At 61.4% G+C, this 25,898-nt stretch carries 21 protein-coding genes; 3 read left to right on the forward strand and 18 right to left on the reverse strand.

Annotation, left to right across the window (positions count from 1 at the left end):
- The 18 genes from ACIQ36_RS00525 to ACIQ36_RS00610 form a co-directional block, all read right to left on the reverse strand.
- On the reverse strand, positions 1–1,107 hold a 1,107-nt coding region (locus ACIQ36_RS00525; protein WP_395824214.1), incomplete at its 3' end, for a class I SAM-dependent RNA methyltransferase.
- Positions 1,104–2,168 (reverse strand): EF-P lysine aminoacylase EpmA, encoded by a 1,065-nt coding sequence (epmA, locus tag ACIQ36_RS00530; RefSeq protein WP_395824218.1) that lies wholly within the window; start codon positions 2,166–2,168, stop codon positions 1,104–1,106. The genes epmA and ACIQ36_RS00525, both read right to left, overlap by 4 nt.
- 92 nt (positions 2,169–2,260) lie before the next feature.
- Positions 2,261–4,387: a beta strand repeat-containing protein gene (locus ACIQ36_RS00535; RefSeq protein ID WP_395824221.1), complete on the reverse strand. Its 2,127-nt coding sequence runs from the start codon at positions 4,385–4,387 to the stop codon at positions 2,261–2,263.
- A gap of 397 nt (positions 4,388–4,784) precedes the next feature.
- Positions 4,785–6,464: a methyl-accepting chemotaxis protein gene (locus ACIQ36_RS00540; RefSeq protein WP_395824224.1), complete on the reverse strand. Its 1,680-nt coding sequence runs from the start codon at positions 6,462–6,464 to the stop codon at positions 4,785–4,787.
- A 444-nt stretch (positions 6,465–6,908) separates the two neighbouring features.
- The gene (locus ACIQ36_RS00545; protein ID WP_395824227.1) at positions 6,909–8,588 is read right to left on the reverse strand and encodes a methyl-accepting chemotaxis protein; all 1,680 of its coding nucleotides are present in this window, start codon (positions 8,586–8,588) and stop codon (positions 6,909–6,911) included.
- 241 nt (positions 8,589–8,829) lie between these two features.
- Positions 8,830–11,952, reverse strand: a complete 3,123-nt coding sequence (gene infB / locus ACIQ36_RS00550) for a translation initiation factor IF-2 (RefSeq protein WP_395824230.1) — start codon at positions 11,950–11,952, stop codon at positions 8,830–8,832.
- Positions 11,949–12,665: an RNA-binding protein gene (locus ACIQ36_RS00555; protein WP_395824233.1), complete on the reverse strand. Its 717-nt coding sequence runs from the start codon at positions 12,663–12,665 to the stop codon at positions 11,949–11,951. The genes infB and ACIQ36_RS00555 overlap by 4 nt, the downstream gene beginning before the upstream one ends.
- 5 nt (positions 12,666–12,670) lie before the next feature.
- A complete protein-coding gene (nusA, locus tag ACIQ36_RS00560; RefSeq protein ID WP_395824236.1) occupies positions 12,671–14,179 on the reverse strand; it encodes a transcription termination factor NusA in 1,509 nt (502 codons plus the stop codon).
- Positions 14,180–14,260: 81 nt separating this feature from the next.
- Complete coding sequence (gene rimP / locus ACIQ36_RS00565; protein ID WP_395824239.1) at positions 14,261–14,788, reverse strand: ribosome maturation factor RimP; 528 nt, start codon at positions 14,786–14,788, stop codon at positions 14,261–14,263.
- A gap of 143 nt (positions 14,789–14,931) precedes the next feature.
- Entirely contained in the window at positions 14,932–15,630 is a 699-nt protein-coding gene (locus ACIQ36_RS00570) for a tRNA (guanine(46)-N(7))-methyltransferase TrmB (RefSeq protein ID WP_395824242.1), read from the reverse strand.
- A gap of 1 nt (position 15,631) precedes the next feature.
- Positions 15,632–16,807 (reverse strand): methionine adenosyltransferase, encoded by a 1,176-nt coding sequence (metK, locus tag ACIQ36_RS00575; RefSeq protein WP_395824244.1) that lies wholly within the window; start codon positions 16,805–16,807, stop codon positions 15,632–15,634.
- Positions 16,808–16,974: 167 nt separating this feature from the next.
- Positions 16,975–17,433 carry a helix-turn-helix domain-containing protein gene (locus ACIQ36_RS00580; protein WP_395824247.1) on the reverse strand — a complete coding sequence of 153 codons (459 nt, stop codon included), beginning with the start codon at positions 17,431–17,433 and terminating at the stop codon, positions 16,975–16,977.
- A 96-nt stretch (positions 17,434–17,529) separates the two neighbouring features.
- Positions 17,530–19,041, reverse strand: coding sequence for an apolipoprotein N-acyltransferase (gene lnt, locus ACIQ36_RS00585; protein ID WP_395824250.1), 1,512 nt, complete (start codon positions 19,039–19,041; stop codon positions 17,530–17,532).
- Entirely contained in the window at positions 19,038–20,003 is a 966-nt protein-coding gene (locus tag ACIQ36_RS00590; RefSeq protein ID WP_395824252.1) for a hemolysin family protein, read from the reverse strand. Before ACIQ36_RS00590 ends, lnt begins: the two co-directional genes overlap by 4 nt.
- Positions 19,969–20,559 (reverse strand): rRNA maturation RNase YbeY, encoded by a 591-nt coding sequence (ybeY, locus tag ACIQ36_RS00595; RefSeq protein WP_395824255.1) that lies wholly within the window; start codon positions 20,557–20,559, stop codon positions 19,969–19,971. The genes ACIQ36_RS00590 and ybeY overlap by 35 nt, the downstream gene beginning before the upstream one ends.
- Positions 20,556–21,572: a PhoH family protein gene (locus ACIQ36_RS00600; RefSeq protein ID WP_395824259.1), complete on the reverse strand. Its 1,017-nt coding sequence runs from the start codon at positions 21,570–21,572 to the stop codon at positions 20,556–20,558. The genes ybeY and ACIQ36_RS00600 overlap by 4 nt, the downstream gene beginning before the upstream one ends.
- Complete coding sequence (gene miaB / locus ACIQ36_RS00605; RefSeq protein WP_395824262.1) at positions 21,569–22,999, reverse strand: tRNA (N6-isopentenyl adenosine(37)-C2)-methylthiotransferase MiaB; 1,431 nt, start codon at positions 22,997–22,999, stop codon at positions 21,569–21,571. The genes ACIQ36_RS00600 and miaB overlap by 4 nt, the downstream gene beginning before the upstream one ends.
- Positions 23,000–23,141: 142 nt before the next feature.
- Positions 23,142–23,693, reverse strand: a complete 552-nt coding sequence (locus ACIQ36_RS00610; RefSeq protein ID WP_395824266.1) for a DUF3035 domain-containing protein — start codon at positions 23,691–23,693, stop codon at positions 23,142–23,144.
- 239 nt (positions 23,694–23,932) lie between these two features.
- Here ACIQ36_RS00610 and ACIQ36_RS00615 point away from each other — a divergent pair, with 239 nt between their 5' ends.
- The 3 genes from ACIQ36_RS00615 (at position 23,933) to purU (ending at position 25,888) form a co-directional block, all read left to right on the forward strand.
- Entirely contained in the window at positions 23,933–24,460 is a 528-nt protein-coding gene (locus ACIQ36_RS00615; RefSeq protein WP_395824269.1) for a MarR family winged helix-turn-helix transcriptional regulator, read from the forward strand.
- A 129-nt stretch (positions 24,461–24,589) separates the two neighbouring features.
- The gene (locus ACIQ36_RS00620; protein ID WP_395824271.1) at positions 24,590–24,937 is read left to right on the forward strand and encodes a phosphomannose isomerase type II C-terminal cupin domain; all 348 of its coding nucleotides are present in this window, start codon (positions 24,590–24,592) and stop codon (positions 24,935–24,937) included.
- Positions 24,938–24,988: 51 nt separating this feature from the next.
- Positions 24,989–25,888: a formyltetrahydrofolate deformylase gene (gene purU / locus ACIQ36_RS00625; RefSeq protein ID WP_395824389.1), complete on the forward strand. Its 900-nt coding sequence runs from the start codon at positions 24,989–24,991 to the stop codon at positions 25,886–25,888.
- The last annotated feature ends 10 nt before the right edge of the window (positions 25,889–25,898 follow it).

Consider the following 25,898-nt stretch of genomic DNA (forward strand, 5'->3'; position numbering starts at 1 on the left):
AGAGGCGAGCATAGGGCGGCGCTCTAAATCCCGTTGCAAGGTCGTCACCGGAAACTGCGCCTGCCGCGCCGCGCGGTCGAGCGCGGTGAGCGGATCGGCCAAGCCTTCCACCGCCGTTACCCGAAGCCCTTCGGCGGCGAGCGGCAGGGTAAAGGTACCAAGCCCGGCGAAAAGGTCCATTACCAGCGCGCGCGGCGGCACGCCCTCTAAGGCCGCGCGCACCCCGGCGATTAAGACCGCTTCCCCTTCCGTGGTCGCTTGCAGAAACGCCCCTGGCGGCAGGATGGCGCGGGCCGTGTCGAGCATTAGCCAGGGCGCGCGGCGTTCGGCGAGAATTTCGACCGGGCTCGTGGCATCTTTCGACCAAGCGAGCCGCGCCAGATCGAGCCGGTCGGCGACATCGGCTAAAGCCTCACGTCCGGCCAAATCGGGTTTTTCGAGCCCGACCAGCACGAGATCGAGCCCCGCGCCGGTTTCGGTCATCACCACATCGACCATCCCACCCGGCGGCAGGAGCCGCGCCAGCGCTTCCCGCACCGCCGGAAGGGCTTCGACCAGCGCCGGGCGCAGAATTGGGCAGGCATCGAGCGGTAGGATCGTCGCGGAAGCGGCCTCGTGGAACCCCAAGATCACCCCTTGTGCCGTACGACGCGCGGAAAAACTGGCGCGGCGGCGGCTGGCGGGGGGACTCATCAGCAGGGGCCGCAGGGGCACCGCGTCGAAGTCTGCCCGTTGAAGCGCCCGGCGGATGCGGTCGGTCTTCAGGTCAGCCTGCGCCGCTTCGCTGAGGTGATGCAGGCTACAGCCGCCACAGCGCCCGAAGAGGGTGCAGATCGACGGCACCCGGTCGGGGCTTGCCCCTTCCGCCACCGTTTCAACCCGCCCAGCCCAACCGTCGCCGCGCCGAACGGTGAGGGTCGCCGTTACGGTTTCCCCTGGCAGACCGCCGAGCAGGAACAACGGCACGCCGTCCACCTGCGCCAGCCCATCGCCCTGCACACCGATGCGATCGATGGCGACCGTCACCCGCTCGCCGCGCCGATCCTTACCTTTGGGCGCGGGGCGTTTGGCGGGAGCCCGCCGGTTGGAAGAGTTGCGCGCGCTCATTGAACCTCCGCCCATAAAACATCCGAAAGCCGCTCGGCCCCTGTTGCCAGTAGCACCAGCCGATCAAAGCCTAGGGCGATCCCGGCGGACGCGGGTAGACCATGGGCGAGGGCCGCGAGGAAATCCTCGTCAATCGGGTAGCGCTCGCCGTAAAGCGCCTGCTTCAGGTCCATATCCGCCACAAAGCGCGCGCGCTGCTCCTCGGCGTCGGTGAGTTCGCCGAAGGCGTTGGCGAGTTCAACCCCCGCCGCATAAAGCTCGAACCGTTCGGCAAGACGCGGGTCTTCGGGTTTCGGACGGGCGAGGGCCGCCATTGAAATCGGGTAATCGATCAAGAAGGTCGGGCGGTCGCGGCCCAAATGCGGTTCGATGAAATCGAACATCAGCCGGAAAACAATATCGTCCCACCGGTCATCGTCGGCCACGCGCACACCGAGGCGCAGCGCCTCTTGCGCGAGGATTGCCGCCGCTGGGGCGTCGCTGCCGGGCTGTTTTGGATCGGGGGCGCTTGCCAGCAGATCAATCTCGCAGAATTTCTGGAAGGCCTCGGCCACGGTCAGGCGCTCGAAGGGCTCGGTAACAGCAACCGTGAGATCGCCCCGGCGCAAAGGTTCGCCCGCCGTCACCGCCCGAATGAGGCCTTCGCAATCGGCCATCAAATCGCGGTAATTGGCCCCAACGCGGTACCATTCCAGCATGGTGAATTCCGGCGAATGAGTGTCGGAGCCCTCGCGGTCGCGCCACACATGGCCGAGCGCATAAATTTGCCGCTCCCCCGCCGCCAGAAGCTTTTTCATCGTGAATTCGGGCGAGGTGTGCAGATAGCGCCGCAGCGCCGTGCCCTCGGGCCGGTGCAAATCGGCGGCCACCGCGTGCAAATGCGGCTCCAATCCGGGCGAGACTTGCAGCGCGGGCGGATCGACTTCCAAAAAACCGCGTGCGTGGAAAAAATCGCGCGTCTGCCGCAGCATCGCGGCGCGCTGGTGTAGAAAGGCGCGTTTGCGCGCAAAACGGTCGGGCCGCCACCAGGGGGCGGCGATGGGACGGGGGCTCTCACTCATCCAGCATGCTTGGCCTAAGCGCGCCCCAAAAAGCAAGGCCGTCTTCCCACTTTCGTAGAAAGACGGCCCCGATATAGGTTTAACCTTAGGCGTTAGGCGAGAACGAAGTTGCCCGCCACCAGCGCATTCGCGGTAATGCCGGTGAACGTGCCGATCAGATGGATTTCCGCCACCTGCCACGCGCCATCGTTATTGCCACCCGCAGCGGCTGCGTCCGACGCGAGGTAGAGGAAGGCACTGCCGTTCTGATAGCCGAGCAGATAGGCCGATTGGCCCGCGCCCGCCGCTTGGATCTGGGTGTAGGTATCGGCGGCCGTGCCGTTGGTCAGCGCCTTCAGCAACTCCGAACCATTCGCCGAGAGGGAAAGATCGCCCCCCGTCGCGCCGCTGGTGAGCGCGACGCCCGACTGCAGCACGATTACATCGGTGTTCGCCGACGTGACGGTGCCGACCAAATAAGCCCCGCCGCCTGCCGCAGCGACGGAGGTATCCGCGCCAAACACCGGGTTGAGCCCGCCAGCGGTCGCCGCCGTCGTCAATAGCGAGGACAGGACCACCACGTCGGCATTGGTTGCGCCCGCGGTGAAGCCGGCGATGGTGTCGCGGTTGGTTTCAAGTGTAATGCCATTGAGGTTCACCCGGTCGATGAAGGCATCCGCCGCCGTCCCAACCGTGAGCACATCGATGCCAAGCCCGCCTTCCAGCGTATCGGCACCCGCACCGCCCGCGAGCGTATCATTGCCGATACCGCCCAGGAGCGAATCATTATTGCCCGTGCCGGTAACATTGAAAGCACCGTTGCTTTCAGCGCCGCCGTTCCAAATCAGCGTTGCCGTGCCGGTCGAGCCGGAGGCATTGACCGTGAGCGACGATCCCGCCGCCACCAGCGAATCCTTGGCGACATAGTTGAAGGCAAGGTTCGAGCCGGTTAGCGTCAGCGTTTCGACATTGGTGACATTGTCGAGGTCGGCGGTGGAGCTCCAACCGCTGTTGAAAATCGTATCCGCGCCCGCGCCGCCATCGATCGTATCGCTGGACGTGAGCACGCCAACGCCCGCAAACGTGAAGCTATCGGCCCCCGCGCTGCCCGTTACCGAATGGGCGACGCCGCCATCGACGTAGGAGAAGGTACCGCCGTAGGTGCTGGCGACGATTTTGGTCGCAACCCCAGCATTGCCGCTGTCGGTTAGCGTCAGCGAGCCCGTGCCTTTAATATTCACCGTCGCGGCAATCGTATTAATCGCGCCCAACTGGGTGGCATTCGCGCCAGTCGTGGTGAGATCCAGCACTTCCAGACCCGTGGCATTGCCGTAGGTGATGCTGGAGCCGGTCGTCACATTGTTGAGGTTCAGCGACAGCACGTTGGAGGTCGCGCTATCGTTAACCAGAGTGAAGACCTGCGCGCCGTTCACGCCGTTCAGCGTATAGGTGGGGGCCGCAATCAGCAGCGCGGTGGGATCGAGCGATCCGCCTTGCATCGACGTGCCGGTAAAGCTGGTGCCCGAAATCGTGACCGACTTCGCCCCGGAAATCGCGGCGAACGACATGGTTCCAGCGAAGCTTTGCAGCGTGATGGTTTCGATATTCTGCACAATCGGCGCGCCAATGTTCGACGTTACGAAGGCCGACAGGCTATCGTTATCGCTGGTCGATCCATCGGAAATGATCACCGCCGACGACAGGAAACTCCCCCCGCCAATGGTATCGTTATTCGCCGACAGATAGGTCTTGGTGCCCGACTTATCGGTGCCAAGATTCGAATTCGTATTGTTCAAGTTCGCCGTGCTGGCGGTGAGGTTGAACGCGCTGCCTGCCGTGCTGGACACGCGGCCTTCATCAACGCCGTACATTACATAATGCTGAATGGCGTTCTTGAAGAAGCCCGCATTAATCGCCGACGCGACATCCGGGTTGGCGGCAAGATAGGCTTGGGCATTGAAGGTTGCGAGGCTGGCGTTCGGCACGCGCGCTTCGTAAACACCGATCAACGCGTAATGTTCATAAACGCTGCTGAAAACGCCCTTATTCACGGCATTCAGCACATCGATATTGTTTTCTGCGTAATATTTGGAATCGAAAATCGCATTCGGATTCCGCAACTCGCGCGCACCAAAGCGCTGAAAGTGATCGAGACCACTGACAACCAGCCGCTGCGAGATCGCCTGCAAGACATCGGGATTTTGCTGGATATAGTAGGTTTCGTTAAAAGTTATAGACATGTCAGCCTCCTACGTGATGACGCTTCTGTATCACAAGAAGTATGACACGGCTAGCACCCCGATAAAAAAATTCGTATGACCAAAAAAACCCCACCGAAGCGGGTTTTTTTGGAGCCGAAGCATCTTGTGATGATCGCGCCGCCCTATGCCGCCCTCACTTCGCCCAGAAAGGCGCTCACCGCCTGCTTAAGCTCCGCTGCGGTACGATTGAGGCTATCTTTTGGGAACCTTAGCGACCAACCCGACATACGGTCGCATATCATAAACCAACCAAATAAAGTGAGATTACAGACAAAACCCAAATAATTTCTATCTGCCGGAATAAAAGCCGAGGTCACTTCTCGAAAAAAAGCCGATTTTCCATCAGAAAATGGCAAATCGGCATTCCAACGGACCGTCAAGCCGCGCGAATTGAGGACAGAAACGAGGATACTGCTTCGTCGAGATGGGACGCGGTGCGGTTCAGCCCTGCCGCAGCCGAATTGACCGCTTGGGCCGCAGCGCCGGTATCATTGGCCGCGCCCTGCATGCGCTGGACATTATCCGTCACAATATCGGTTCCTGCCGCCGCTTCTTGCACATTGCGGGCAATTTCCCCCGTGGCCGCGCCTTGCTGGCCCACGGCGGCGGCGACAGTCGTGCTGAGTTCGCTCATCCGCCGAATAATATCGGCGATTTGCAGGACCCGGTCGACCGCAAGGCCCGTACCGTTTTGGATGGCGGTAATCTGCGCCTGAATTTCCTCGGTTGCCCGGGCGGTTTGACTGGCGAGACTTTTGACTTCCGACGCCACAACCGAAAAGCCCTTCCCAGCCTCGCCCGCCCGCGCCGCTTCGATTGTGGCATTCAACGCCAGCAGGTTCGTTTGCCCGGCGATATCGGTAATCAGGCGAACAACATCGCCGATTTGCCCGGTCGTCTGCCGCAAGGTCTCAATTGCGCTGGTGGTCGCATCCGCCGCCTGGACCCCTTCGGCCGCAATCGTCACGGAAAGGCTTGTTTGGCGTGTTATTTCACTGATGGAACTGCTCAATTCTTCTGTGGCCGACGCGACGGTTTGCACGTTTGCAGCCGTTTGATCCGCAGCCGCGAATGCTGCTTGCGCTTGATGGATGGTGCTTTCGACGGTGGCGCGCAATGCCGTCGCCCCACGCCCTAAACCCGATGCAGCCGCCACGGTTTCCTGCATCAAGGCGCCCACGCTCCGCTCGAACTGTTCGGCGAGACTGAGCATCGCCGCACGTTTTTCCTGCCCGGCGCGAATCTCGGCTTCCCGTTGGTCGGCCTGAAGCTGGCGGTTCTGCTCGGCTTGCCCCTTAAATTGCTCCAATGCGCTCGCAAGAGCCCCCAATTCGTCCCGCCGGCCGACACCGGGTACGCTGCCCGCAAGATCGCCCGCCGCAACCCGTGTCATCGCCCCGGTGATCAGGTTCAGCGGGGTAATGATTCCCCGCCGCGCCACGAAGGCCGACCCGATAAGCCCGAGAAGGATTCCCGAAACACCAAAGATTAGCGCGTACCGATCTGCGTCATCGGCATAAGTCAAGAAATCCTTGGCCTGATCTTCAACAATCTTGTTATTACGATTTTCGATCTCACGTAAATCTTGCCGAATAGCCGCGACCACAGAGATCTGCGCAAAGGCTTCCGATTCGGCCTTCGATAAACCGCTCGAACTGCCGTCATGGGTCATTGCCAGGATTGCAAGATAGGCTTTTTCATAGGCTTGGAGTCGGGTGACGATGGCCGCGATATTCGTGCGATCCGCCGGATCAACAGCCCCCGCTTGTAACTGGTCTAGCCGGACTCGAAGGCGCTTGAGTTCGTCGGCAGCCGTCGCCTCCATGGCTTTACGGTCTGTGGAGATCAGGTCGAGCGGCAGGAACTCGACGGCGCGCGCGAAAGAGAGAAGATTAGCCGTTGCCCGCCCGGCTGCGTTCAACTGTTGAACGGCGGCAAGTTCGGCTTCGAACCGCATCCGACCTTCTTTGAGCGCCGCGCGGGAGAGGGCCACCATGCCTGCCGTCAGCAAGCAGAGGCAAATCACGAGGCCAAAAATTTTATGCCCAATCTTCATCGAACGTCCCTTTCCCATTTAGCACCCAAGGCACAGTGCGATTGACTGTAAAATCAAATATTTAATTTTTCATAAAAAATCAAAAGTATCATTAGAAATTATGTTAAGCTTTTTTTACAAGTAATGACAAAAAAATTATTGCATTGAGGAAATTTAGGAAACCCCCTCCTTTGCAGGAGTGATTAATATCGATTCGACTAAACGAATATTATTAATTGAATACATTTGAATGCGTATTTTTTGCCAACCCCCACCTCCAAACCATTCCAAAAATGTTAATCTAAACAAACGCTTGTCTAGACATGCGTCAAAATGGATCATCTAGATGACAAGAATATACCCAAAGGAACCACACCAGACCGCAGAAATGTTACAGAAAAAACCCAGCATCGGTGGCGATGCCGGGCGAGGATAGTCAGACATAAATTTCGGGGAAGCGGGACTTTAGGCCGCGCGGATCGAGGATAAAAAGAGGGCGACCGCCTCATCAAGGTGGGTGGCGGTCCGGTTCAGCCCCGCCGCCGCCGAACTCACCGCTTGGGCGGCCGAGCCGGTATCATTAGCGGCACCGTGCATTCGGTTGACGTTATCGGTGACGATATCCGTTCCGGCTGCAGCCTCCTGCACGTTCCGAGCAATCTCCCCGGTTGCTGCGCCTTGCTGGCCGACGGCGGCCGCAACAGTCGTGCTAAGATCGTTCATCCGCCGAATCACATCGGAAATATGCGTGACCATCTCCACCGCCGAACCTGTTTCAGACTGGATTGCGGCGATTTGGGTTTGGATTTCGCTGGTCGCCCGGGCGGTTTGACTGGCCAGCGTTTTCACCTCACTCGCAACCACCGCAAAGCCCCGACCCGCATCGCCTGCGCGCGCGGCTTCAATGGTGGCATTGAGGGCCAAAAGATTGGTCTGTTCGGCAATTTCTTGAATCAACCGTACAACATGGCCGATTCGGCCGGTGGATTCCGCCAAGGTGCCGATTGTCTCGCTGGTGGCAGTTGCCGCCTGCACGCCCTCTTCCGCCAAAAGAACCGATTGGCTGGCTTGGCGGGTGATTTCGGAAATCGAACTGCTCAATTCCTCGGTGGCCGAGGCGACCGTCTGGACATTGCCGGTCGTTTGATCAGCAGCGGTTGCGGCTTGCGAGGCTTGCCGCGCCGCCGTTTCAGCCGTTTGCGACAGGGCCTGTGCCCGCGCGCCTAAGCCTTCAGAGGCTTCGAGGGTTTCGCGTACTAGGGCGCCGATACTTTGTTCGAACTGTTCGGCGAGGGCGAGCATGGCGAGGCGCTTTTCCTCGCTCGCCCGCTCTTCCGCCGCGCGGCGCTCGGCCTCCAGGCGCAAATTGGTCTCGGCTTGTGCTTTGAACCGATCCAGCGCGTCAGCGAGCCGTCCCAACTCGTCCCGCCGTTTCAGCCCCGGAATTTCAAGGGTCAGATCGCCCCCGGCCACGCGCCCCATGGCATCGGTAATCCGGGCGAGCGGGCCGGTAATGCCGCGCCGGGCGACAAGCAGCGAGCCCAACAGCCCCAGCGCAATCCCGGCGAGGCCAAACCCCTTCAGCACCGTATCGGAGTCGCTCGCCGCTATGCGGAACTCCGTCTTCGCGGCATTCACGATCTTGCTATTGCGATCTTCAATCTCGGTCAGCTTGCGCCGCAGCGCCGCTACCACCCGCCGCTGCGCCATAACCGCCTCAAGCGCCTGCGCCCGACCGTCGGCTGCCCCGTCTTTAGTCAGAGTGATGATCGATAAATAGGCTTTTTCGTACCCATCAAGGCGCTCACGGAACTCGGCAACAGAGGTTTTATCGTCGGGATCGGCAGCGTTGCGCTCCAACTGATCCAGCCGCTCGCGCAGCCGCCCAAGCTCGTCCGTGGCGGCGGCTTCAAACGCTGCTCGGTCGCCGCTCGGCAGATCGAGCGGCATATACTCTACCGTTCGGGCGAAGGAGAGTAAGTGGGCGGTGGCCCGGCCCGCCGAATAGACCTGCTGGGTCGCCTGCGCCACCACTTCAAAGCGCTGGGTGGCATCGCTCAACGTGGCCACCGCCAGCGCCACCATGCCGCCGATCAGTAGGCACAAAAAAATGACGACGCCCACAACCTTGTGACCAATTTTCATCGCTCCGCTCCTCTTGCCTGATCTGGTGCGAGGAATAGGGCGGTTCCGGGCCATGCCGGACGCCTAACCTGACCAGACGGTCAAGCAATACTTACGCCATACCCGCTTCCGATATCCATTCAAACTTTCGAGTCGCGTCTTAGCAAGTTTGCCTTGATTAATTTTTAGCTAAACGCGCCGCCAAACGAGAAAGGGGGAGGCTTGCGCCTCCCCCTATTCAAAAACCGAACTCTTGGCCGGGCTAGAGCGAGCGGGCCTCTTCGACGATTTCGAAGCACTCAATCATGTCGCCAATCTTAAGGTCGTTATAGTTATCGAACGCCATACCGCATTCGAAGCCTTGCTTCACTTCCTTCACTTCGTCCTTAAAGCGACGGAGCGTTTTCAGCGTGCCTTCGTGGATAACCACATTGTCGCGTAGCAGGCGAACCTTGTTGCCGCGCTTCACCAAACCTTCGGTGATCATACAACCCGCAACGCTGCCCGACTTGGTAAGTTGGAAGACTTCGCGGATTTCGGCGTAGCCGAGGAAGTTTTCGCGCATTTCCGGTGCGAGCATGCCCGAGAGCGCCGCTTTTACGTCATCGACCACATTGTAGATGATCGAATAGTAGCGGATCTCGACATTGTCGCGGCGGGCCAATTCGCGGGCTTGGGCATTAGCGCGCACGTTAAAGGCGATAATCATCGCCCCCGAGGCGCGGGCCAAGGTCACATCGCTTTCCGAGATTGCCCCCACGCCCGACGACAGAATGCGCGTCGTCACTTCCGGCGTGGACAGGCGACCGATCGAAGCGATGATGGCTTCCAACGAACCCTGCACGTCCGACTTAATGACAATCGGCAGTTCTTTCGCTTCGCCAGCGGCGATTTGCGAGAGCATCTGTTCGACCGTACCGCGCGCGCCGCGCTTGGCATCGGCATCGCGGCGGCGTTGTTGACGATATTGCACAACGTCACGGGCGCGGGCGTCCGAATCGACCACGACCATTTCATCGCCCGCCATCGGCGTGCCCTGCAAACCGAGCACTTCTACCGGAACCGACGGCCCGGCTTCCTTAACCTGCTCGCCCTTGTCGTTCACGAGGGCGCGCACGCGGCCCCATTCCGACCCGGCGACGAAAATATCGCCGACCCGCAAGGTCCCCCGCTGAATAAGGCAGGTCGCCACCGGACCGCGACCGCGATCAAGCTTGGCTTCCACGATAATGCCTTCCGCCGGACGGTTCGGATTGGCCTTCAGTTCCAGAATTTCGGCCTGGAGCAGAATGGCTTCTTCGAGCTTATCGAGATTGGTGCGGGCTTTCGCCGACACTTCAATCGCAATCACATCGCCGCCCAGGGCTTCCACGACGAGTTCATGCTGCAACAACTCGTTATGCACCTTGGCCACATTGGCCGAGGGCTTATCGATCTTGTTAATCGCCACCACGATGGGCACGCCCGCCGCTTTGGCATGGCGAATAGCCTCAACGGTTTGCGGCATGATGCCATCGTCGGCCGCCACCACCAGAACGACGATATCGGTGACGTTAGCACCGCGTGCGCGCATTTCGGTGAAGGCTTCGTGACCCGGCGTATCGATGAAGGTGATATTGGCACCACTTTCGAGCTTCACCTGATACGCGCCGATATGCTGGGTAATCCCCCCAGCTTCGCGGCTGGCCACATCGGTAAAGCGCAAAGCATCGAGCAGCGAGGTTTTGCCGTGATCGACGTGACCCATGACAGTGACGACCGGGCCGCGATCCAACAATTCTTCGTCGCGATCGGCCTCCCCGCGCAGACCAATTTCAACGTCGCTATCGGAGGCACGCTTCGGCGTATGGCCGAATTCCTGCACGATCAGTTCCGCCGTATCGCTGTCGATGGTTTGGTTGATTGTCGCCATCACGCCCATGCGCATCAGGGCCTTGATCACCTCGCCGCCGCGTTCGGCCATACGAGATGCAAGTTCCTGAACCGTAATCGCATCGGGAATAATCACTTCGCGCAGCACCTTATCTTGTTGGCGCTGCAGCATCCGCAGACGTTCTTTTTCACGGGCACGACGCATCGAGGCCATGGAGCGCATGCGGCTCTGGTCGCCCGAATCGAGCGCTTGATTGACGGTAATCTTACCGCCACGGCGGCGATCATCGGTCGTGGTCCGGCGCGGGGGTGGAGCCGGAGGACGCTTCGCGCCACCGGGGGCACCGCCGCCGCCGCCACCACCGCCGCCACCGCGACGGGCGCGGCCTGCGGCATCATCTTCTTCCTCAACGCGGCCCGTGGGCAGCACCGTGGGAATCGCAACGCGGTTGGAGGCGTTTTCGCGCACCACACCGCCGGGAGCCGGATTGGCGGCGGCGCGTTTGGCCGCCTCTTCCTGCTCCACTTTGCGGCGGGCGTCCTGTTCGGCCTTAACCACGGCTTCTTCGGCTTCGCGCTTCTTGCGAATTTCGTCTTCCGCCGCACGGATAACGGCTTCCTCGGCTTCGCGAATCTTGCGCGCCGCGTCTTCGATGGCTTTACGCGCGGCGTCTTCTGCCGCCCGTTTAGCGTCTTCCTCGGCGCGCTTTTGCGCTTCTTGGAGAACGCGCAAACGATGGGCGCGTTCTTCTTCGGTCAGCGTGCGCAGCGCTTGCGGGCGGCGATTACCGCCGGACGCAGCTTGATTACCACCACCACCACCACCGGGCCGCTGTTGCGGCGGCGGGGCGACGCGCGGCGGCTGGGTGACGACACGGCCACCACGACCGCCCATGCGATCCGGCGCGCTATCGGCCGACGGGGTTGCAACGCGCGGGGCTTGCGCCACGGGCGCTGCCGGAGCCGGAGCAACGGCGGCACCTGCGACCGGGGCGCGCGAGGCGGTTCCCAGCGGCACGGTTCCGGTCGCTGGACCAGCCTTTACCGGAACGACCGGAATTTCGACAGCGGGGGCGGCTGCCACCGGCGCCGGAGCGGGCGCAACGGGGGCCGGGGCCACTTCGACCGGAGCAATCTCAACGGGTGCTTCGGCGATGGGCGCGGGGGCGACGGCCGCGGGCGCTTCCACCACGGGGGCCGGAGCCTCGCTGACCACGGGCGCAGCAACCGGCTTCAACGGCGGCGGCGCGGGCGGCGTTGCCGACAGGGCTGCCGCGACCGGGCTGGCGACGGGTTGCGCTGGGGCAGCAACTACCGGGGCCGGGGCCGCAGGCGCGTCCGCCGGAGCATCGGTGCTCACGCGCTTCTTTTTTACCTCAACTTGAACCGTCTTCGACCGACCGTGCGAAAAACTTTGGCGCACCTGTTGGGTCTCGACCGGCTTCTTGAGCTCGAGCTTACCCCTGCTCAACGTGAGGGGTTTCTTACCGCTTTGCTCGTTCTCGTTCGTCATGCTCTTGCGACTTCCTGCTCAAACCCATCCGCGCGCAACTGAGAAAGCCGCGCAAATTCCTCATCCAGACGCTGGGCCAGCCCCCCGGGGGAGATGGCCACATGCACCAGATGATCTCTTCCGAACGGGGCCGCTAACTGCGTCGCGTTAAGAAGAGACCATTCCCGTCCCGGATTCTCGGGCCGGGATGCCTGCCCTGGCTGCGCGCGTAAGGCGGCAAACAGGGACGAGAGTTTCGACCGCCCACCGGCAGCCCCATCACACGCCTGGATTAGCAAAGCGGCACGATTGGCCCGAACCCAGGCTTCCGCCTGGTCGTACCCAATCACCGCTTGCCCCGCTCGGCGCGCAAGACCCAATAAACTACCGCACCGGGCGGCAATCAAGTGGGCCAAGCGGTCGGCCCAATCGTCCGGCACCTGTACCGGACGCTTAGCCGCCTTAGCAAAAGCGCGCTTCTTCAGCGCCTGTCCTATCGCTTCCCGGCTGGGGGTTATATAGAGCCCCCGGCCCGGAAGTTTAGTCTCAAGATCGGGCACCAGCACCCCATCCGGCGACACCACACACCGCACCAACTCGGCTTTAGGCCGCAGGGCGAAGGTGGCGACGCAGCGCCGCGTGGGGCCGGTGTCCGGGAAATTCTCCTCGGCATAGGCTGCATCCGCAGCGTCCGCGTTCAAGATTTCCGCCGATGTCGGCTCCAGCGGCTGCACCCGGCTTAGGCTCCCGCCTCTTCGTCGGTGAACCAATGGGCGCGCGCGGCCATGATGATGTCATTGGCTTGCGCTTCGTCGAGGCCCGAGTCGGTCCCGGCGATTTCCAACAGTTCGTCCGACGCGAGATCACCCACGTCATCCAGGGTTTTGAGACCCTTTTCACCCAATTTCACCAGCAGACCCGGCGTGATGCCCGGCAGGGCCGCCACATCATCGGCCACGCCCATCGTTTTGCGCTGCTCTTCGAACGCAACGTCGCGCTGTTCGATATAGGCGGCGGCACGGGCTTGCAGTTCGGTGGCGATATCGTCGTCGAAGCCTTCGATGGACGCGAGTTCCTCGGTGGCAACGCCGGTGATTTCTTCGAGCGTGCTAAAGCCTTCCGAGACCAAGAGATGGGCGATGAGTTCGTCCACGTCCAGGGCTTCGATGAAAAGCTGCGAGCGGGCGCGAATATCTTCCTGACGGCGCTCCGAATCCTGCTTTTCGGTCATAATATCGATGTCCCAGCCCGTAAGCTGCGACGCCAAACGCACATTCTGCCCGCGCCGACCGATGGCCAGCGACAGTTGATCGTCGGGGACGATCACATCGATACGATGGGCTTCCTCGTCCAGCACGACCTTAGCAACTTCTGCCGGGGCAAGCGCGTTGACGACGAAGGTCGCAGGATCGGGCGACCAGGGAATAATGTCGATCTTTTCGCCCTGAAGCTCGCCGACAACCGCCTGAACGCGGCTCCCGCGCATCCCGACGCACGCCCCGACCGGGTCGATGCTGCTATCGTTGGAATGCACACCAATCTTAGCGCGGCTCCCCGGATCGCGCGCAACGGCGCGGATTTCGATGATGCCATCGTAGACTTCCGGCACTTCTTGGCTGAAAAGTTTCGCCATGAACTGCGGATGGGTGCGCGAGAGGAAAATCTGCGGGCCGCGCTGTTCGCGGCGGACGTCATAGATATAGGCGCGCACACGGTCGCCGGGGCGGAAGGTTTCGCGCGGCAGCAACTCGTCGCGGCGCAGGATCGATTCGGCACGGCCCAGGTCAATCGTGACATTGCCGAACTCGACGCGTTTGACGACACCATTGATGATTTCGCCGACGCGGTCCTTAAATTCCTTGAACTGACGGTCGCGTTCGGCATCGCGGACGCGCTGCACGATCACCTGTTTGGCAGTCTGCGCGGCGATACGGCCGAATTCGATCGGCGGCAACGGTTCAGTCAGGAAGTCGCCGATTTCGGCGTCCGGGTTCCGATCCTGCGCTTCGATCAGGCTGATTTGCGTGGCTTCATTATCGACGGTTTCAACGACTTCACGGAACCGACGCAGACGAATCTCGCCGTTCGCGCGGTCAATTTCAGCGCGAATATCGTGCTCGACCCCGTACTTCGACCGTCCGGCCTTCTGAATGGCCTGCTCCATCGCCACCAGAACTTCTTCGCGGTCGATGCCCTTTTCCCGGGCGACGGTATCGGCGACTTGCAGCAGTTCAACTCTGGTTAACACGGTCTTGGTTCCATTCGTCCGTCAATGTCGCGTCGCATCCTCTCGTGCCGGGGGTCGGGCCGAACCGGCAACGACGCTAGGTTAATTCTTCAGCGCGTCGGCGCTCGCCTTCATCAAATCGTCCGTTAGGATCAGTTTGGCGCGGGCGATGGCGTTGAAGGGAATTTGAAAATCGGTCTCGCCGTCGCGAATGCGCACGATGCCGTTTTCAGCAATTCCCAGCAGCCGCCCGCGAAAGCGCTTACGCCCTTCGATCAGTCGATCCGCATCAATCCGCACCTCGAACCCGGCAAAGCGAGTGAAATCGGCCTTGCGGGTTAAAGGCCGGTCAATACCCGGCGAGCTTACTTCCAGGTGATAGGCTTCCGAAATCGGATCTTCCACATCAAGAATGGCCGAGGCCGCCCGGCTGATTTCGGCGCAATCATCCACTGACATGGGAACGCCATCTTGGCGTTCGGCCATAATCTGCAGCAAGGGGCGTTGACCACCCGCATATTGCACCCGAACCAGCGCATAGCCCATAGCGTCGATCGCAGGCTCGATCAGCGCCTCGACCTTGCTGGCCACGCCCGCTTGCACCGGGCCGATTTCATCTTCGTCGTTCATACTCAACCGTTTGTCTTGCCCCCTCCAGCCCCAAAACAAAAAAGTGGGCCAAGAGGCCCACCCTTTTTGCGTCGGTCCGGCTTTGCAACCGATCCGCTATGGGAGTGGCGGGATATTACGCTTTTGCGCTCCCGCCGCAAGGGCTAAATCGTCTCCCGCCGCCGAAACCTTAGGAAACTGGGGTTAATCCCCTTGGCGCGCGCCTTTTCTTCATAGCGTGTTGCGGGCCAGTCACGGGGCCGCTCGCGCCAATCGCTTGGCCCTTCCGCGAGCCATGCAAAAGCCGGATGGGGGGTCGTCTCTGCGAGCATCCAGGCGACGTAATCTTGATCGTCGCTCGCCATGCGCAACTCCGCGCCAGGGCGCAGCAAGCGGGCGAGACTATCGAGATTTTCCTTCTGAACGAACCGGCGGCTATTGTGCCGCTTCTTCGGCCAGGGGTCGGGGAACAGAATGAAGGCGCGGCCCAGGCAGGCATCGGGCAGCGCATCCATCAGCGGGCGCGCGTCGTCGGGCCAGACGCGGACATTCGTTACCTGCTCCCGGTGAATATGCCCGAGGCCGGAGACGACGCCGTTTAAGAACGGCTCGGCCCCGATCAGCCCAACATCCGGGTTTTGGTCCGCCTGCCACACCAGATGCTCACCGCCGCCAAAGCCGATTTCCAGCCAGAAATCGCGCTTTGGCGCATCGAACAAGCTTGCGGGATCAAGGCGCGCGCCCGGCTCTAACACCGGCACGCGCACTTTTGGCATCACCTCGGCCAGAAGCTCTTTCTGGCTATCGCGCAGCTTTCGCCCGAAGCGCCGCCCGTAGACGCGGCGTTTGACCTCGCCCGTCACCTTACGCGCCGAACGTCGACTTCAGCGCCGAAACCAGATCGGTCTTTTCCCACGAGAAGCCGCCATCGGCCTCCGGTTCGCGCCCGAAATGACCATAGGCCGCTGTGCGGGCATAAATCGGGCGGTTGAGACCCAGATGCTCGCGAATGCCGCGCGGGCTGAGGTTCATCAACTCCTGCAACACTTTGACAAGGCGGGCCTCATCAACGTTACCCGTGCCGTCGGTATTCACATAAACCGAGAGCGGATGCGACACGCCAATGGCGTAGGAAAGCTGAATGGTGCACCGGTCAGCCAAACCCGCCGCCACAACATTCTTCGCCAGGTAGCGCGCGGCATAGGCCGCCGAACGGTCGACCTTAGTCGGATCTTTGCCCGAGAAAGCACCGCCGCCATGGGGAGCCGCACCGCCGTAAGTATCGACGATGATCTTGCGACCCGTGAGGCCGCAATCGCCATCCGGCCCGCCGATCACGAAACGCCCCGTGGGGTTTACGTAGAAATGCGGCTCGTCGCACATCCAGCCCGCCGGAAGCACCTTCTCGACGTAAGGACGGACGATTTCCCGCACTTCCGCTTGGTTGACACCTTCGGAATGTTGCGTGGAGACAACCACCGAGGTCGCACCAACCGGCTTGCCGTCGACATAGCGCAGCGTGACCTGGCTTTTCGCGTCCGGACCAAGGTGGTGGGTAGCCCCGCTATGGCGGGCTTCCGCCAGACCCTTCAGAATGGCGTGCGAATAGAAGAGCGGGGCGGGCATCAGCGCCGGGGTTTCCGTGCAGGCAAAGCCGAACATGATGCCCTGGTCGCCCGCGCCTTCGTCCTTATTGCCCGAAGCATCGACGCCCACGGCAATATCTTCGGACTGGGCGTGGATCAGCACTTCCACCTTGGCGGTCTGCCAGTGGAAGCCCTTTTGCGCGTAACCGATCTTGTGGATGGCATCGCGGGCGGCATCTTCGATCGCCTTCGGCGAAATGCTATCCGGCCCGCGCACTTCGCCCGCAAGCGTTACGTGATTGGTCGTCGCCAAAGTTTCCACGGCGACGCGCGCATAGGGGTCGGCGGCGAGAAACAGATCGACAATCGTATCAGAAATGCGGTCGCAGACTTTATCCGGATGACCTTCGGAAACGGATTCACTGGTGAACAGATAATCAGACGGACGGGCCACCGGATTCCCCTTTAAACTGCCGTAAATTAAACCAGAACTGCGCGTTCGGTCGGTCTTTCTGTCTTGTCCTAGGCAGAGCGTCAAGCCCCGTTAGATCAGATCAGACAGTAAAAGAGCGCCGCCGTCTTATCGGAGGCGCTCTTGAGCTACCGTGCCGCAGAGCCCGATTACGAGGCTTCGCTGACCGTCCGCGACAGGGATTTGGTCAACTCCAGCACGCTTTTACGGACTTTTTCGTCCTTAATCCGGTCGAACGCGCGGGCCAATTCCAGAATTTCGCGCTTGGAAAGATCCTTGCTGTCAAAATCCGGCGTCGCTTCCGACATGCCCGGCACGCGGCCGCCGCTGGTTTCGGCGTTCATATCGTCGAAGAAAAACGAGACCGGCACGTCGAGCACGCGCGACAGTTCGAACAGGCGGCTCGCGCCGATACGGTTTGCCCCGCGCTCGTACTTTTGAACCTGCTGGAACGTCAGGCCGATCGCCTCGCCGAGCTTTTCCTGGCTCATGCCGAGAAGCGTGCGGCGCAGGCGAACGCGGCTGCCGACATGGATATCAATCGGGTTCGGTTTGCCATCAGGCGAACCACGGCTACCCCGGCGACGCTTCACAACAATGGTGGTCATGATCTCAATCCTTTTTTTACGGCGATAACAGCTTGCTTCACCAGTATCGCCTACACTTGTAGGCGTCAACCCTACGCTGTACTGGTTAATGAATTACTATAAATTGGGGCGCAGGCGTTGAAGTGCGAGGGCTAGTATCAGAAAAGTCACGGTAAGCAGGGTAACGAGATCACCGAACCGGGCAAAAGGGGGCGGGTCGAGCGGCAACGGTAGTGGAACGGTTAAAGCCATTTCTTGGTTTAAACTCAGACTGTTCCAGACACGACCGTTCCCATCGATCAACGCCGACACACCGGTATTAGCGACTCGCACAAGCGGCAAACCTTCTTCTACCGCGCGCAAAATTGTCGCAGCCAAATGCTGATATGGCCCCGTGCTGATCCCATACCACCCGTCGTTCGTGAGATTCAACAGCCACGCCGGGCGGTCGGCGCGATCAACCACCGCGCCTGGAAAGATCACCTCATAGCAAATCAAGGGGGCCACCGGCGGCAAACCAGGCAAGCGCAGCGTGCGGGGACCGGGGCCGGGACTGTAGCCGGAGGCCCCTTGCGATATGATTTGGAGGGGTAGCAGCCCCTTCAGCGGTACATATTCCCCGAAAGGAACGAGGTGAAATTTATCGAACGCGCCGCGCAAGCTGCCTTCGGCGTCGAAAGCAACCATGCCGTTCCAGGCCTGGATCACCTGATTGTCGCTATTGCGCAAATAGCGGTTAGTCCCGGTGATAATCACCCCATCCGGCGGCGCGAGTTTCGCCATGGCCATCCGCCAGGGTTCCACCTCCTCAATCGGATAGCCGGTTGCGGCCTCCCCCCAGATAATCGCGCTCGGTGTTTCGCCCGGCGCGGGCTGGCTCATCGCGAGGTATTTTTGGAAATTACTTTGGAGGTGAGCGCGGTCCCACTTCAGGCTTTGCGGAATCGCGGGCTGCACCAACCGCAGCGACACGCCCGGCTGAACGGCATCACGCCCCGGTGCGGCCTGCAAGCGCAGCGCCCCGCCGCCCCATAGCAGAGCGAGTCCCACCAGCGCCACGGCCCCGCCCCGCCGCCATCCGAAGATGAGGGCCGCGCCGATCAACACCGTTATCGCACCAACCCCATAGGGGCCGAGAAAGGCAACGGCTTGCAGGGGCGCAGGCGTCTCGGTCCAGATCGAGGCGATCAGATTCCACGGGAACCCGGTGAGAATATGCGCCCGCCCCCATTCCGCCAGCAGCCAGAAGGTGCCGAAACCGAGCCAGCGCAGGAATTTGGCTTCCGGCGGCGCAAGCCGCACCACCCCCCAGGCAATCGCCCCCGTATAGAAGGCCAGCACAATCGGCAGCCCCACGAGCGCGAAAGGCACCATCCAGATAAAGTCGGCAGGCGGCACGAGCAGCGCATTGGAAATCCAATAGAGCCCCGTTGTGAAATGCCCAAAGCCGAACCACCAGCCCAGCCAAAGGGCTTGCCGGGGCCGCTCGACCCGGCTCAAGAGCCACAGAAAGCCGCTAAAAGCTGGGAAAATCAGCGGCCACAGCGAAAACGGGGGCAAAGCCCCCGTCGCAACGACGCCGCAGAGGAAGGCAAGGCCCGCGCGCCGCCAATCAAACCGCAAGATCATAGACCCGTGTCGGGGATCAGCGCCGGAGGATTGCGCAGGCGCACGAGCGATACCCGGCGCGGATCGGCTTCCAGAACTTCGAACTCGAAGCCGGACGGATGCACCACCAGGGTCCCTACCGGCGGCATGCGCCCGGCGAGCGTGGCGACAAGCCCGCCCAGCGTATCGATATCTTCGCGCTCATCCTCGCTGAGGAACGGCCCGAAGCGCTCTTCAAGATCGACTAGCGGTGTGCGCGCGTCGAACCGGATCGAGCCATCGTCCTCGGCGGCCTGAACCGGCGCTTCTTCTTCGTCGTGCTCGTCTTCGATTTCACCGACGATTTCTTCGACGAGATCCTCAATGGTCAGCAGCCCATCGATGCCGCCATATTCATCGACGACCACCGCCATATGCGTGCGCGCCGTGCGCATCCGCACCAGCGCATCGAGCGCGGGCATGGAGGGCGGCACGAACAGCACCGGGCGCAGCAATTCTTCCACCTGCGGCAAAGGTTTCGCCTTATCGCGGCTGGCGGCGAACACGTCTTTCACGTGCAGCATGCCGATAACGTCATCGAGGCTGGTCCGATAGACCGGCACGCGCGAATGGGCCGCGTCGACCATGTAATCGACGATATCTTCGAAAGGTTTGGCGCAGTCGACCGCCACCATATCGGCACGCGGCACCATAATGTCGCCCACAGTGACATCGCGCAGCCCCAGGATATTGCGCAGCATCAGCCGCTCGTCCGGGGCCATCGCGTCGGTGGCAACCGCCTGTTCTTCGATCAGCTCTTCGAGCGTTTCCCGAACGGAAGGATCGCCGCGCAAGCCCAGTAGAAGGCGCAGGCGCGAGATAAGCCGCCCAGGCCGGAGCCCCCCGGACGGTTCGCTAGCGATAGGAGCCGGAGAGACGCTCGGTCGCTCCGACCCCGTACTAGAAGGGCTAGACGGGCTTTCGCTCATGGGAAGGGTCAACATCCTCAAGTCGGTAAGAATAGGGATCGGCGATGCCAAAATCGGCAAGCAACCGGGTTTCAAGCGCTTCCATCGCCTCGGCCTCGGCGTCGATCTCGTGATCGTGGCCGAGGAGATGCAACGTGCCGTGCAGGATGAGATGCAGCAGATGGGCGCGCGGCTCTTTGCCTTGCTCCGCCGCTTCATCCCGAATAGTTTCAAGCGCCAGCGCAATATCGCCGATATGGGCGGGCGGCACATCGTCCCCCGCCGCAAGTGCCGCAATATCCTCGTCTTCCAATTCCAGCCAATCGCCGGGGAAGGAGAGAACATTGGTCGGCTTATCCTGGTCGCGCCACTCGCGGTTCAGTTTGCGAACCGCCGCATTGTCGGTAAACAACAGGGCGAGCGTTAGGCGGCCATCGTTTGCGGCATTGCCCAAAAAGGCGGTAAAGGCCGGATCGGTCGCCAGCGCGTGCCGAACGGCTTTATCGGCAAGGGTTTCGATTTGCGCGTCGCTGAGGCCGCCGAGCAGGGCGGACCAATCGCCCGCCTCGATCACCGATTCAATCGAAATCATCGGCCCATCCCGCCATCGGAGGGGGAGAGCAGGCGGCGATCCTTTTCGTTATAGGCACGCACGATTTTCGTCACCATCGGGTGGCGGACGATATCGCTTTCGGTAAACCGGACGAACCCGATTCCCGGAACGCCTTCCAAGGTTTCCAGTGCGTCGCGCAGGCCCGAGCGCGTGCCCGGCGGCAAATCGATCTGCGAGAGATCGCCGGTAATGCACATGCGGCTGCCCTCGCCCATGCGGGTCAGGAACATCTTCATCTGCGTCGCGGTTGTATTCTGCGCTTCATCGAGAATGATGAAGGAGTTGGCCAGCGTGCGCCCGCGCATGAAGGCGAGCGGGGCCACTTCGATTTCGCCCGATTCCAAGCGTTTCACAACCTGATCGCCCGGCATCATATCGTGCAGCGCGTCGTAGAGCGGACGCAGGTACGGATCGACCTTTTCCTTCATATCGCCGGGCAGAAAGCCCAAACGCTCGCCCGCTTCCACCGCCGGGCGGGAAAGGACGAGACGCGACACGCGGCCTTCGAGCAGCAGCCCCACGGCCATGGCGACGGCAAGATAGGTTTTACCCGTCCCGGCTGGCCCGAGACCGAACACCACTTCATTATCTTGCAGCGATTGAAGATAAACCGCTTGGCCCGGCGAGCGCGGCTCGATAACACGGCGGCGGGTGCGAATGGCTTTTTCGGGCAAGGGTGCGCCGGACTCGCGGGCGTGCTCAGCCATACGAACCGCCGCATCCACCTCGCCCATATCGATCGGCTTGCCCTTGCGCGCGCGGGCATGCAGCGCGCCCAGGGCTTCGCGCGCGGTTTGCGCCGCCGCCGAGGGGCCGGTAATGGCGATTTGATTGCCCCGCGGAATAATCGCCACCCCCAGCAATTGTTCAATCCGCGCGAGATTCCGGTCGTGCTCGCCGTAGACAAGCTGCAACACGGAATTATCGTCAAACGAGACGTAAAGCGGATCGGTGGAGGGCTTATCGGCGTTTTTCAGCGGGGCATCACTCACGCAGTCATCCTCATCGCCTGAGAAGAAAGGTCGGGGACCGGCCCGGCGACAAGACGGCCCGACAGACTGAAACTATGATCTTGCTCGATTTCGACTAGGCGCACGCGCCCAACCAAATCGGCCTCGCCCTGCACATGCACCGGCTGAAGATAGGGCGAGCGCCCCACCATCTGCCCGGCATGCCGCCCGGCTTTTTCGAACAGCACCGGCACGGTTTGCCCGACAAGGCTGCGGTTGAAGCGGTTAAGCTGTTCCAGCAGCAGGGCGTTTAGCTCGGCGAGGCGCGCGTCTTTCACATCCTCAGGCACTTGCCCCGCCATCGTGGCGGCGGGGGTGCCGGGGCGACCCGAATATTTGAAGGAGAAGGCCGCCGGGAAGGTCACATCGCGCACCAACTGCATCGTCGCCTCAAAATCTGCATCGCTCTCGCCGGGGAAACCGACGATCAGATCGGTCGAGAGGCAAATATCCGGGCGGGCCTTGCGCAGCTTATCGATAATCCGGCGGTAATGGTCGGCAGTATGTTGACGGTTCATCGCCGCCAAAATCGTATCCGAGCCCGATTGTACCGGCAGATGCAGGAAAGGCATGAGTTGCGGCAGATCGCCGTGCGCGGCAATCAGCGCGTCATCCATATCGCGCGGGTGCGAGGTGGTGTAGCGGAGGCGCTCCAGCCCCGGAATCTCGGCCAAACGGTAAGCAAGCTGCGCCAGGGTCCAGGCGTCGCCGTCCGGCCCGTCGCCGTGATAGGCGTTCACATTCTGACCGAGCAGCGTGAGTTCCCGCACACCCAAGGCCACCAATTGTTCGGCTTCGGTGAGAATTTGCTGAACGGGCCGCGAATATTCCGCCCCGCGCGTATAGGGCACCACGCAGAAGGTGCAAAACTTATCACAGCCCTCTTGGATCGACAGGAACGCCGTAACGCCCTGGGTATCGCTGGGGGCGGGTAGAAAATCGAATTTGGCTTCAACGGGAAAATCGGTATCGAGAATCCCCATCCCGGCGATGCGGGCGGCGGGCTTGTTCGCGCCAATGTCGGCGCGCAGCCGGTTCTGCGCCGCGCCGCGTTCGGCCCGCGCCACCATTTCCGGCAGGCGATGATAGGTTTGCGGACCCAACACGATATCCACATAGGGCGCGCGCGCCAGAATCTCTTCGCCTTCCGCCTGGGCCACGCAGCCCGCAACAGCGATGATATAATCGCCATCCTTCTGCTGCTTGATCTGCTTCAGGCGGCCAAGCTCGGAGAAGGTTTTCGCGGAGGCGTGCTCGCGGATGTGGCAGGTATTGACGATGACCATATCCGCCGCTTCCGGCGTATCGACGGCGGCATAGCCGAGCGGCCCCAGCACGTCGGCCATGCGGGCGGAATCGTACACGTTCATCTGGCACCCATAGGTGCGGATAAAAAGTTTCTTGGTCATCGGCTCCCTAACCAGCCTAGCACGCAAACATGATACGCGAGTGACAGACTCTTCCCAACATTTTTGCATCCCGTCAAAACGGCAAAGACCCCCGACCCACGGGGGATCGAGGAGTGTTGGTCGAACGACAGGGGCAAAATCGCTAAATGATTCCTTCCAGAATCCCTTTGCGTTTGCGCTTCATCGTGGGGGTGTCGCCCTCGGTGACGGGTTTGCCGAGCGCGGCATTTTCTTTGAGGCGTTTGGCTTCTTCCGACGGATCGACCGTAACGCCCGGCTCCTCCGGCTTGCGCCAGAAGATCAGTTTATCAACAAAACTGCTCTCTTCGCGGGCAAGCTTGGTGCTCTCCTGCTCCACCGTCGCGCGGATATCGGGCTGCGCCTGGGGGGCCCCAGCCTTATCAAGCAAGAACGCTTCGCCCGCCGTGCGCCCGGCCAGAAGCTGGGGTTGAGCCGTCGTCGGGCCGAACACGGCAACCTTCGCCTGATCGCGGGCCGCAAGCTCGTTCGGACGGGCCGCGCCGGCAACGGGCGGACGCAAGCCGAAATCGGGCGGCAGTTCGAGCGGCGCGCGCCCAACGACGCTAAACTCATCGGGCGGAGCCTTCGACAAGCCAAGCGACCGGCGCGTGTCGGAACCGCAAGCGGCGAGGCTCAACACAATCAGGGCCAAGGGGAGAATACGGCGAACCACGGCCTACGACCTTTACAAAGGGAAATTCTGAGAGGGCACCATAATGCCATGCCACACGCCGGGCAAGGTGGCGTTGTGGTTACACCCCTGTTGCATCCCCGCGACGGGTTTTTCAATCTCAAGCACTGCCACCTTTTTGCAACGCAAAGCACAAATGTTCATATGACAGGGCATGTGTGCGTGCGAAAGCTCTTGAGCCCTCCTACCGGATGCGACTATATCCGCCCGCCATGACATCAATGATATCTCCGACGCAGCTGCCCTCGGTCGCTTCGATCGAACAGCTTTCCGATGCCCTCGCCCGCTTGGGCGCAGTCTCGCGCGGCAATGAAAACCGCCGCGCCAACGCCGCTGGCCTGACCGCGCTGCAAGCGTCGATCCTGGCTCATCTCGCCGGGTGCGAGAGCGCACCGACCATCAGCCGCCTTGCGGCCGAATTGGTCGTAACCCCCGCCACCGTGAGCGATGCCGTCGCCACGCTGGTGCGCAAAGGCTTTGTTGCCAAGCGGGCCGCCGATCAAGATCGGCGCGCGCTGGTCGTCTCGCTCACCGAAGCCGGTGAAAAGCTGGCGAACCGCGTGCGCTCCTGGCCGGACCCCTTGGCCAAGGCGATGGCAAAGCTCCCTGCGAGCGATGTGTCCGCGTTGGAACGCGCGGTTACGGCCCTGCTCGGCAAACTGTCGGAAGCGGGCGAACTTCCCGCCGCCCCGGCGCGCCCCGTCGAAGCCCCGCGCCCGGCAGCCCCGGCCCAGCGGAACGCTGCCTAAGCCTTCTTCAATCGAAAAAATCTGAACGAGTTTCCTCAAAGGCGGCAGCGATGCCGCCTTTTTGTTGGCGTTAGAGCCCCGTGCCGATAGGATGCGCCCGCCTTACCCCTTTGCCGCATCGAGGATTCTATGGAAATCGGCCAGCGCCCCTGGGGCCAGTACGAAGTTCTCTTGGATGAACCAACTTATAAGGTAAAGCGCATCATTGTGCTGCCGGGTCAGCGCTTGTCCTTGCAGATGCACCACCGCCGCGCCGAACATTGGACCATCGTCGTCGGCGAAGCCGATGTGACGGTGAACGAGGATACCTTCCGCCTCACCCCCGGCGAGCATGTGTATATTCCGCTCGAAGCCAAGCATCGGGTGGCCAATCCGGGTAGCGAGCCCTTAGTGTTCATCGAAGTGCAAAGCGGCACTTACACTGGCGAAGATGATATCGTCCGCTTCAGCGACGATTACGGTCGCAGCGGCACCTAAGGACTGAATTGCGTTATGGATACGTCTATTTCTATTGTTGAAAGCCCCAGCATGAGCGCCTATCCGAACCGTGCCGACAGCAATAAGGTCGGTGCCTATATTCTCACGCTGCAATGCAAGGATGCGATTGGCATCGTCGCCGCTGTGAGCAATTTTTTGGCGCTGGCCGGGTTCAACATCCGCCGCTCCTACCAGTTCGAGGATGAGGCGACAGGCCAATTCTTCATGCGCACCACGGTCGATCCCGTCGGCAAGGGCCTGACGAAGGCCGAGCTTGAAGCGGGGTTCCGTCCCACCGCCGAACGGTTTCAAATGACCTGGCATCTGCACGATCCGGCCCGCAAATGCCGCGTGTTGCCGTTAGTCTCGCGCTTCGGCCATTGCCTGAACGATCTTCTGTACCGCTGGCGCTCAGACCTTCTGCCCATCGAAATCCCGGCGATCATCTCCAACCATACGGATTTTGAGGAGCAGGCGCGCTGGCACGGGCTGCCGTACCATCATCTGCCGGTCGGCCCGAAGGGCGCGGCCCCGACGAAAGCCGAGCAGGAAGCCGAGCTTTTGCGCCTGATCGACGAGTATCAGATCGATCTCGTCGTGCTCGCGCGCTATATGCAGGTGCTCTCGCCCGAGCTGTGCCGGGCGCTGGCGGGCCGCTGCATCAATATCCACCACTCGTTCCTGCCGAGCTTTAAGGGCGCAAAACCCTATCAGCAGGCCTTCGACCGGGGCGTGAAGCTCATCGGGGCCACCGCCCATTACGTGACCGCCGATCTCGATGAAGGCCCGATCATTGAGCAGGCGGTGGAACGGGTCGATCACACGATTACCAGCGACCAGATGGTTGCCATTGGCCGCGATATCGAATCGATGGTCCTGGCGCGGGCGGTGCAGTTCCACGCCGAACACCGCGTACTGATCAACGGTCATAAAACCGTCGTCTTCTGGTAGCAGCGTCGGC

Source organism: Elstera sp. (assembly GCF_044372965.1).
Taxonomy (GTDB): Bacteria; Pseudomonadota; Alphaproteobacteria; order Elsterales; family Elsteraceae; genus Elstera.

Bases quoted from the DNA above. Each gene is read 5' to 3' on its own strand.
- epmA (WP_395824218.1), bottom strand. From the start codon at position 2,168: ATGAGTGAGAGCCCCCGTCCCATCGCCGCCCCCTGGTGGCGGCCCGAC.
- ACIQ36_RS00535 (WP_395824221.1), bottom strand. From the start codon at position 4,387: ATGTCTATAACTTTTAACGAAACCTACTATATCCAGCAAAATCCCGAT.
- ACIQ36_RS00540 (WP_395824224.1), bottom strand. From the start codon at position 6,464: ATGAAGATTGGGCATAAAATTTTTGGCCTCGTGATTTGCCTCTGCTTG.
- ACIQ36_RS00545 (WP_395824227.1), bottom strand. From the start codon at position 8,588: ATGAAAATTGGTCACAAGGTTGTGGGCGTCGTCATTTTTTTGTGCCTA.
- infB (WP_395824230.1), bottom strand. From the start codon at position 11,952: ATGACGAACGAGAACGAGCAAAGCGGTAAGAAACCCCTCACGTTGAGC.
- rimP (WP_395824239.1), bottom strand. From the start codon at position 14,788: ATGAACGACGAAGATGAAATCGGCCCGGTGCAAGCGGGCGTGGCCAGC.
- ACIQ36_RS00580 (WP_395824247.1), bottom strand. From the start codon at position 17,433: ATGACCACCATTGTTGTGAAGCGTCGCCGGGGTAGCCGTGGTTCGCCT.
- lnt (WP_395824250.1), bottom strand. From the start codon at position 19,041: ATGATCTTGCGGTTTGATTGGCGGCGCGCGGGCCTTGCCTTCCTCTGC.
- ACIQ36_RS00590 (WP_395824252.1), bottom strand. From the start codon at position 20,003: ATGTTGACCCTTCCCATGAGCGAAAGCCCGTCTAGCCCTTCTAGTACG.
- ybeY (WP_395824255.1), bottom strand. From the start codon at position 20,559: ATGATTTCGATTGAATCGGTGATCGAGGCGGGCGATTGGTCCGCCCTG.
- miaB (WP_395824262.1), bottom strand. From the start codon at position 22,999: ATGACCAAGAAACTTTTTATCCGCACCTATGGGTGCCAGATGAACGTG.
- ACIQ36_RS00615 (WP_395824269.1), top strand. From the start codon at position 23,933: ATGATATCTCCGACGCAGCTGCCCTCGGTCGCTTCGATCGAACAGCTT.
- ACIQ36_RS00620 (WP_395824271.1), top strand. From the start codon at position 24,590: ATGGAAATCGGCCAGCGCCCCTGGGGCCAGTACGAAGTTCTCTTGGAT.
- purU (WP_395824389.1), top strand. From the start codon at position 24,989: ATGAGCGCCTATCCGAACCGTGCCGACAGCAATAAGGTCGGTGCCTAT.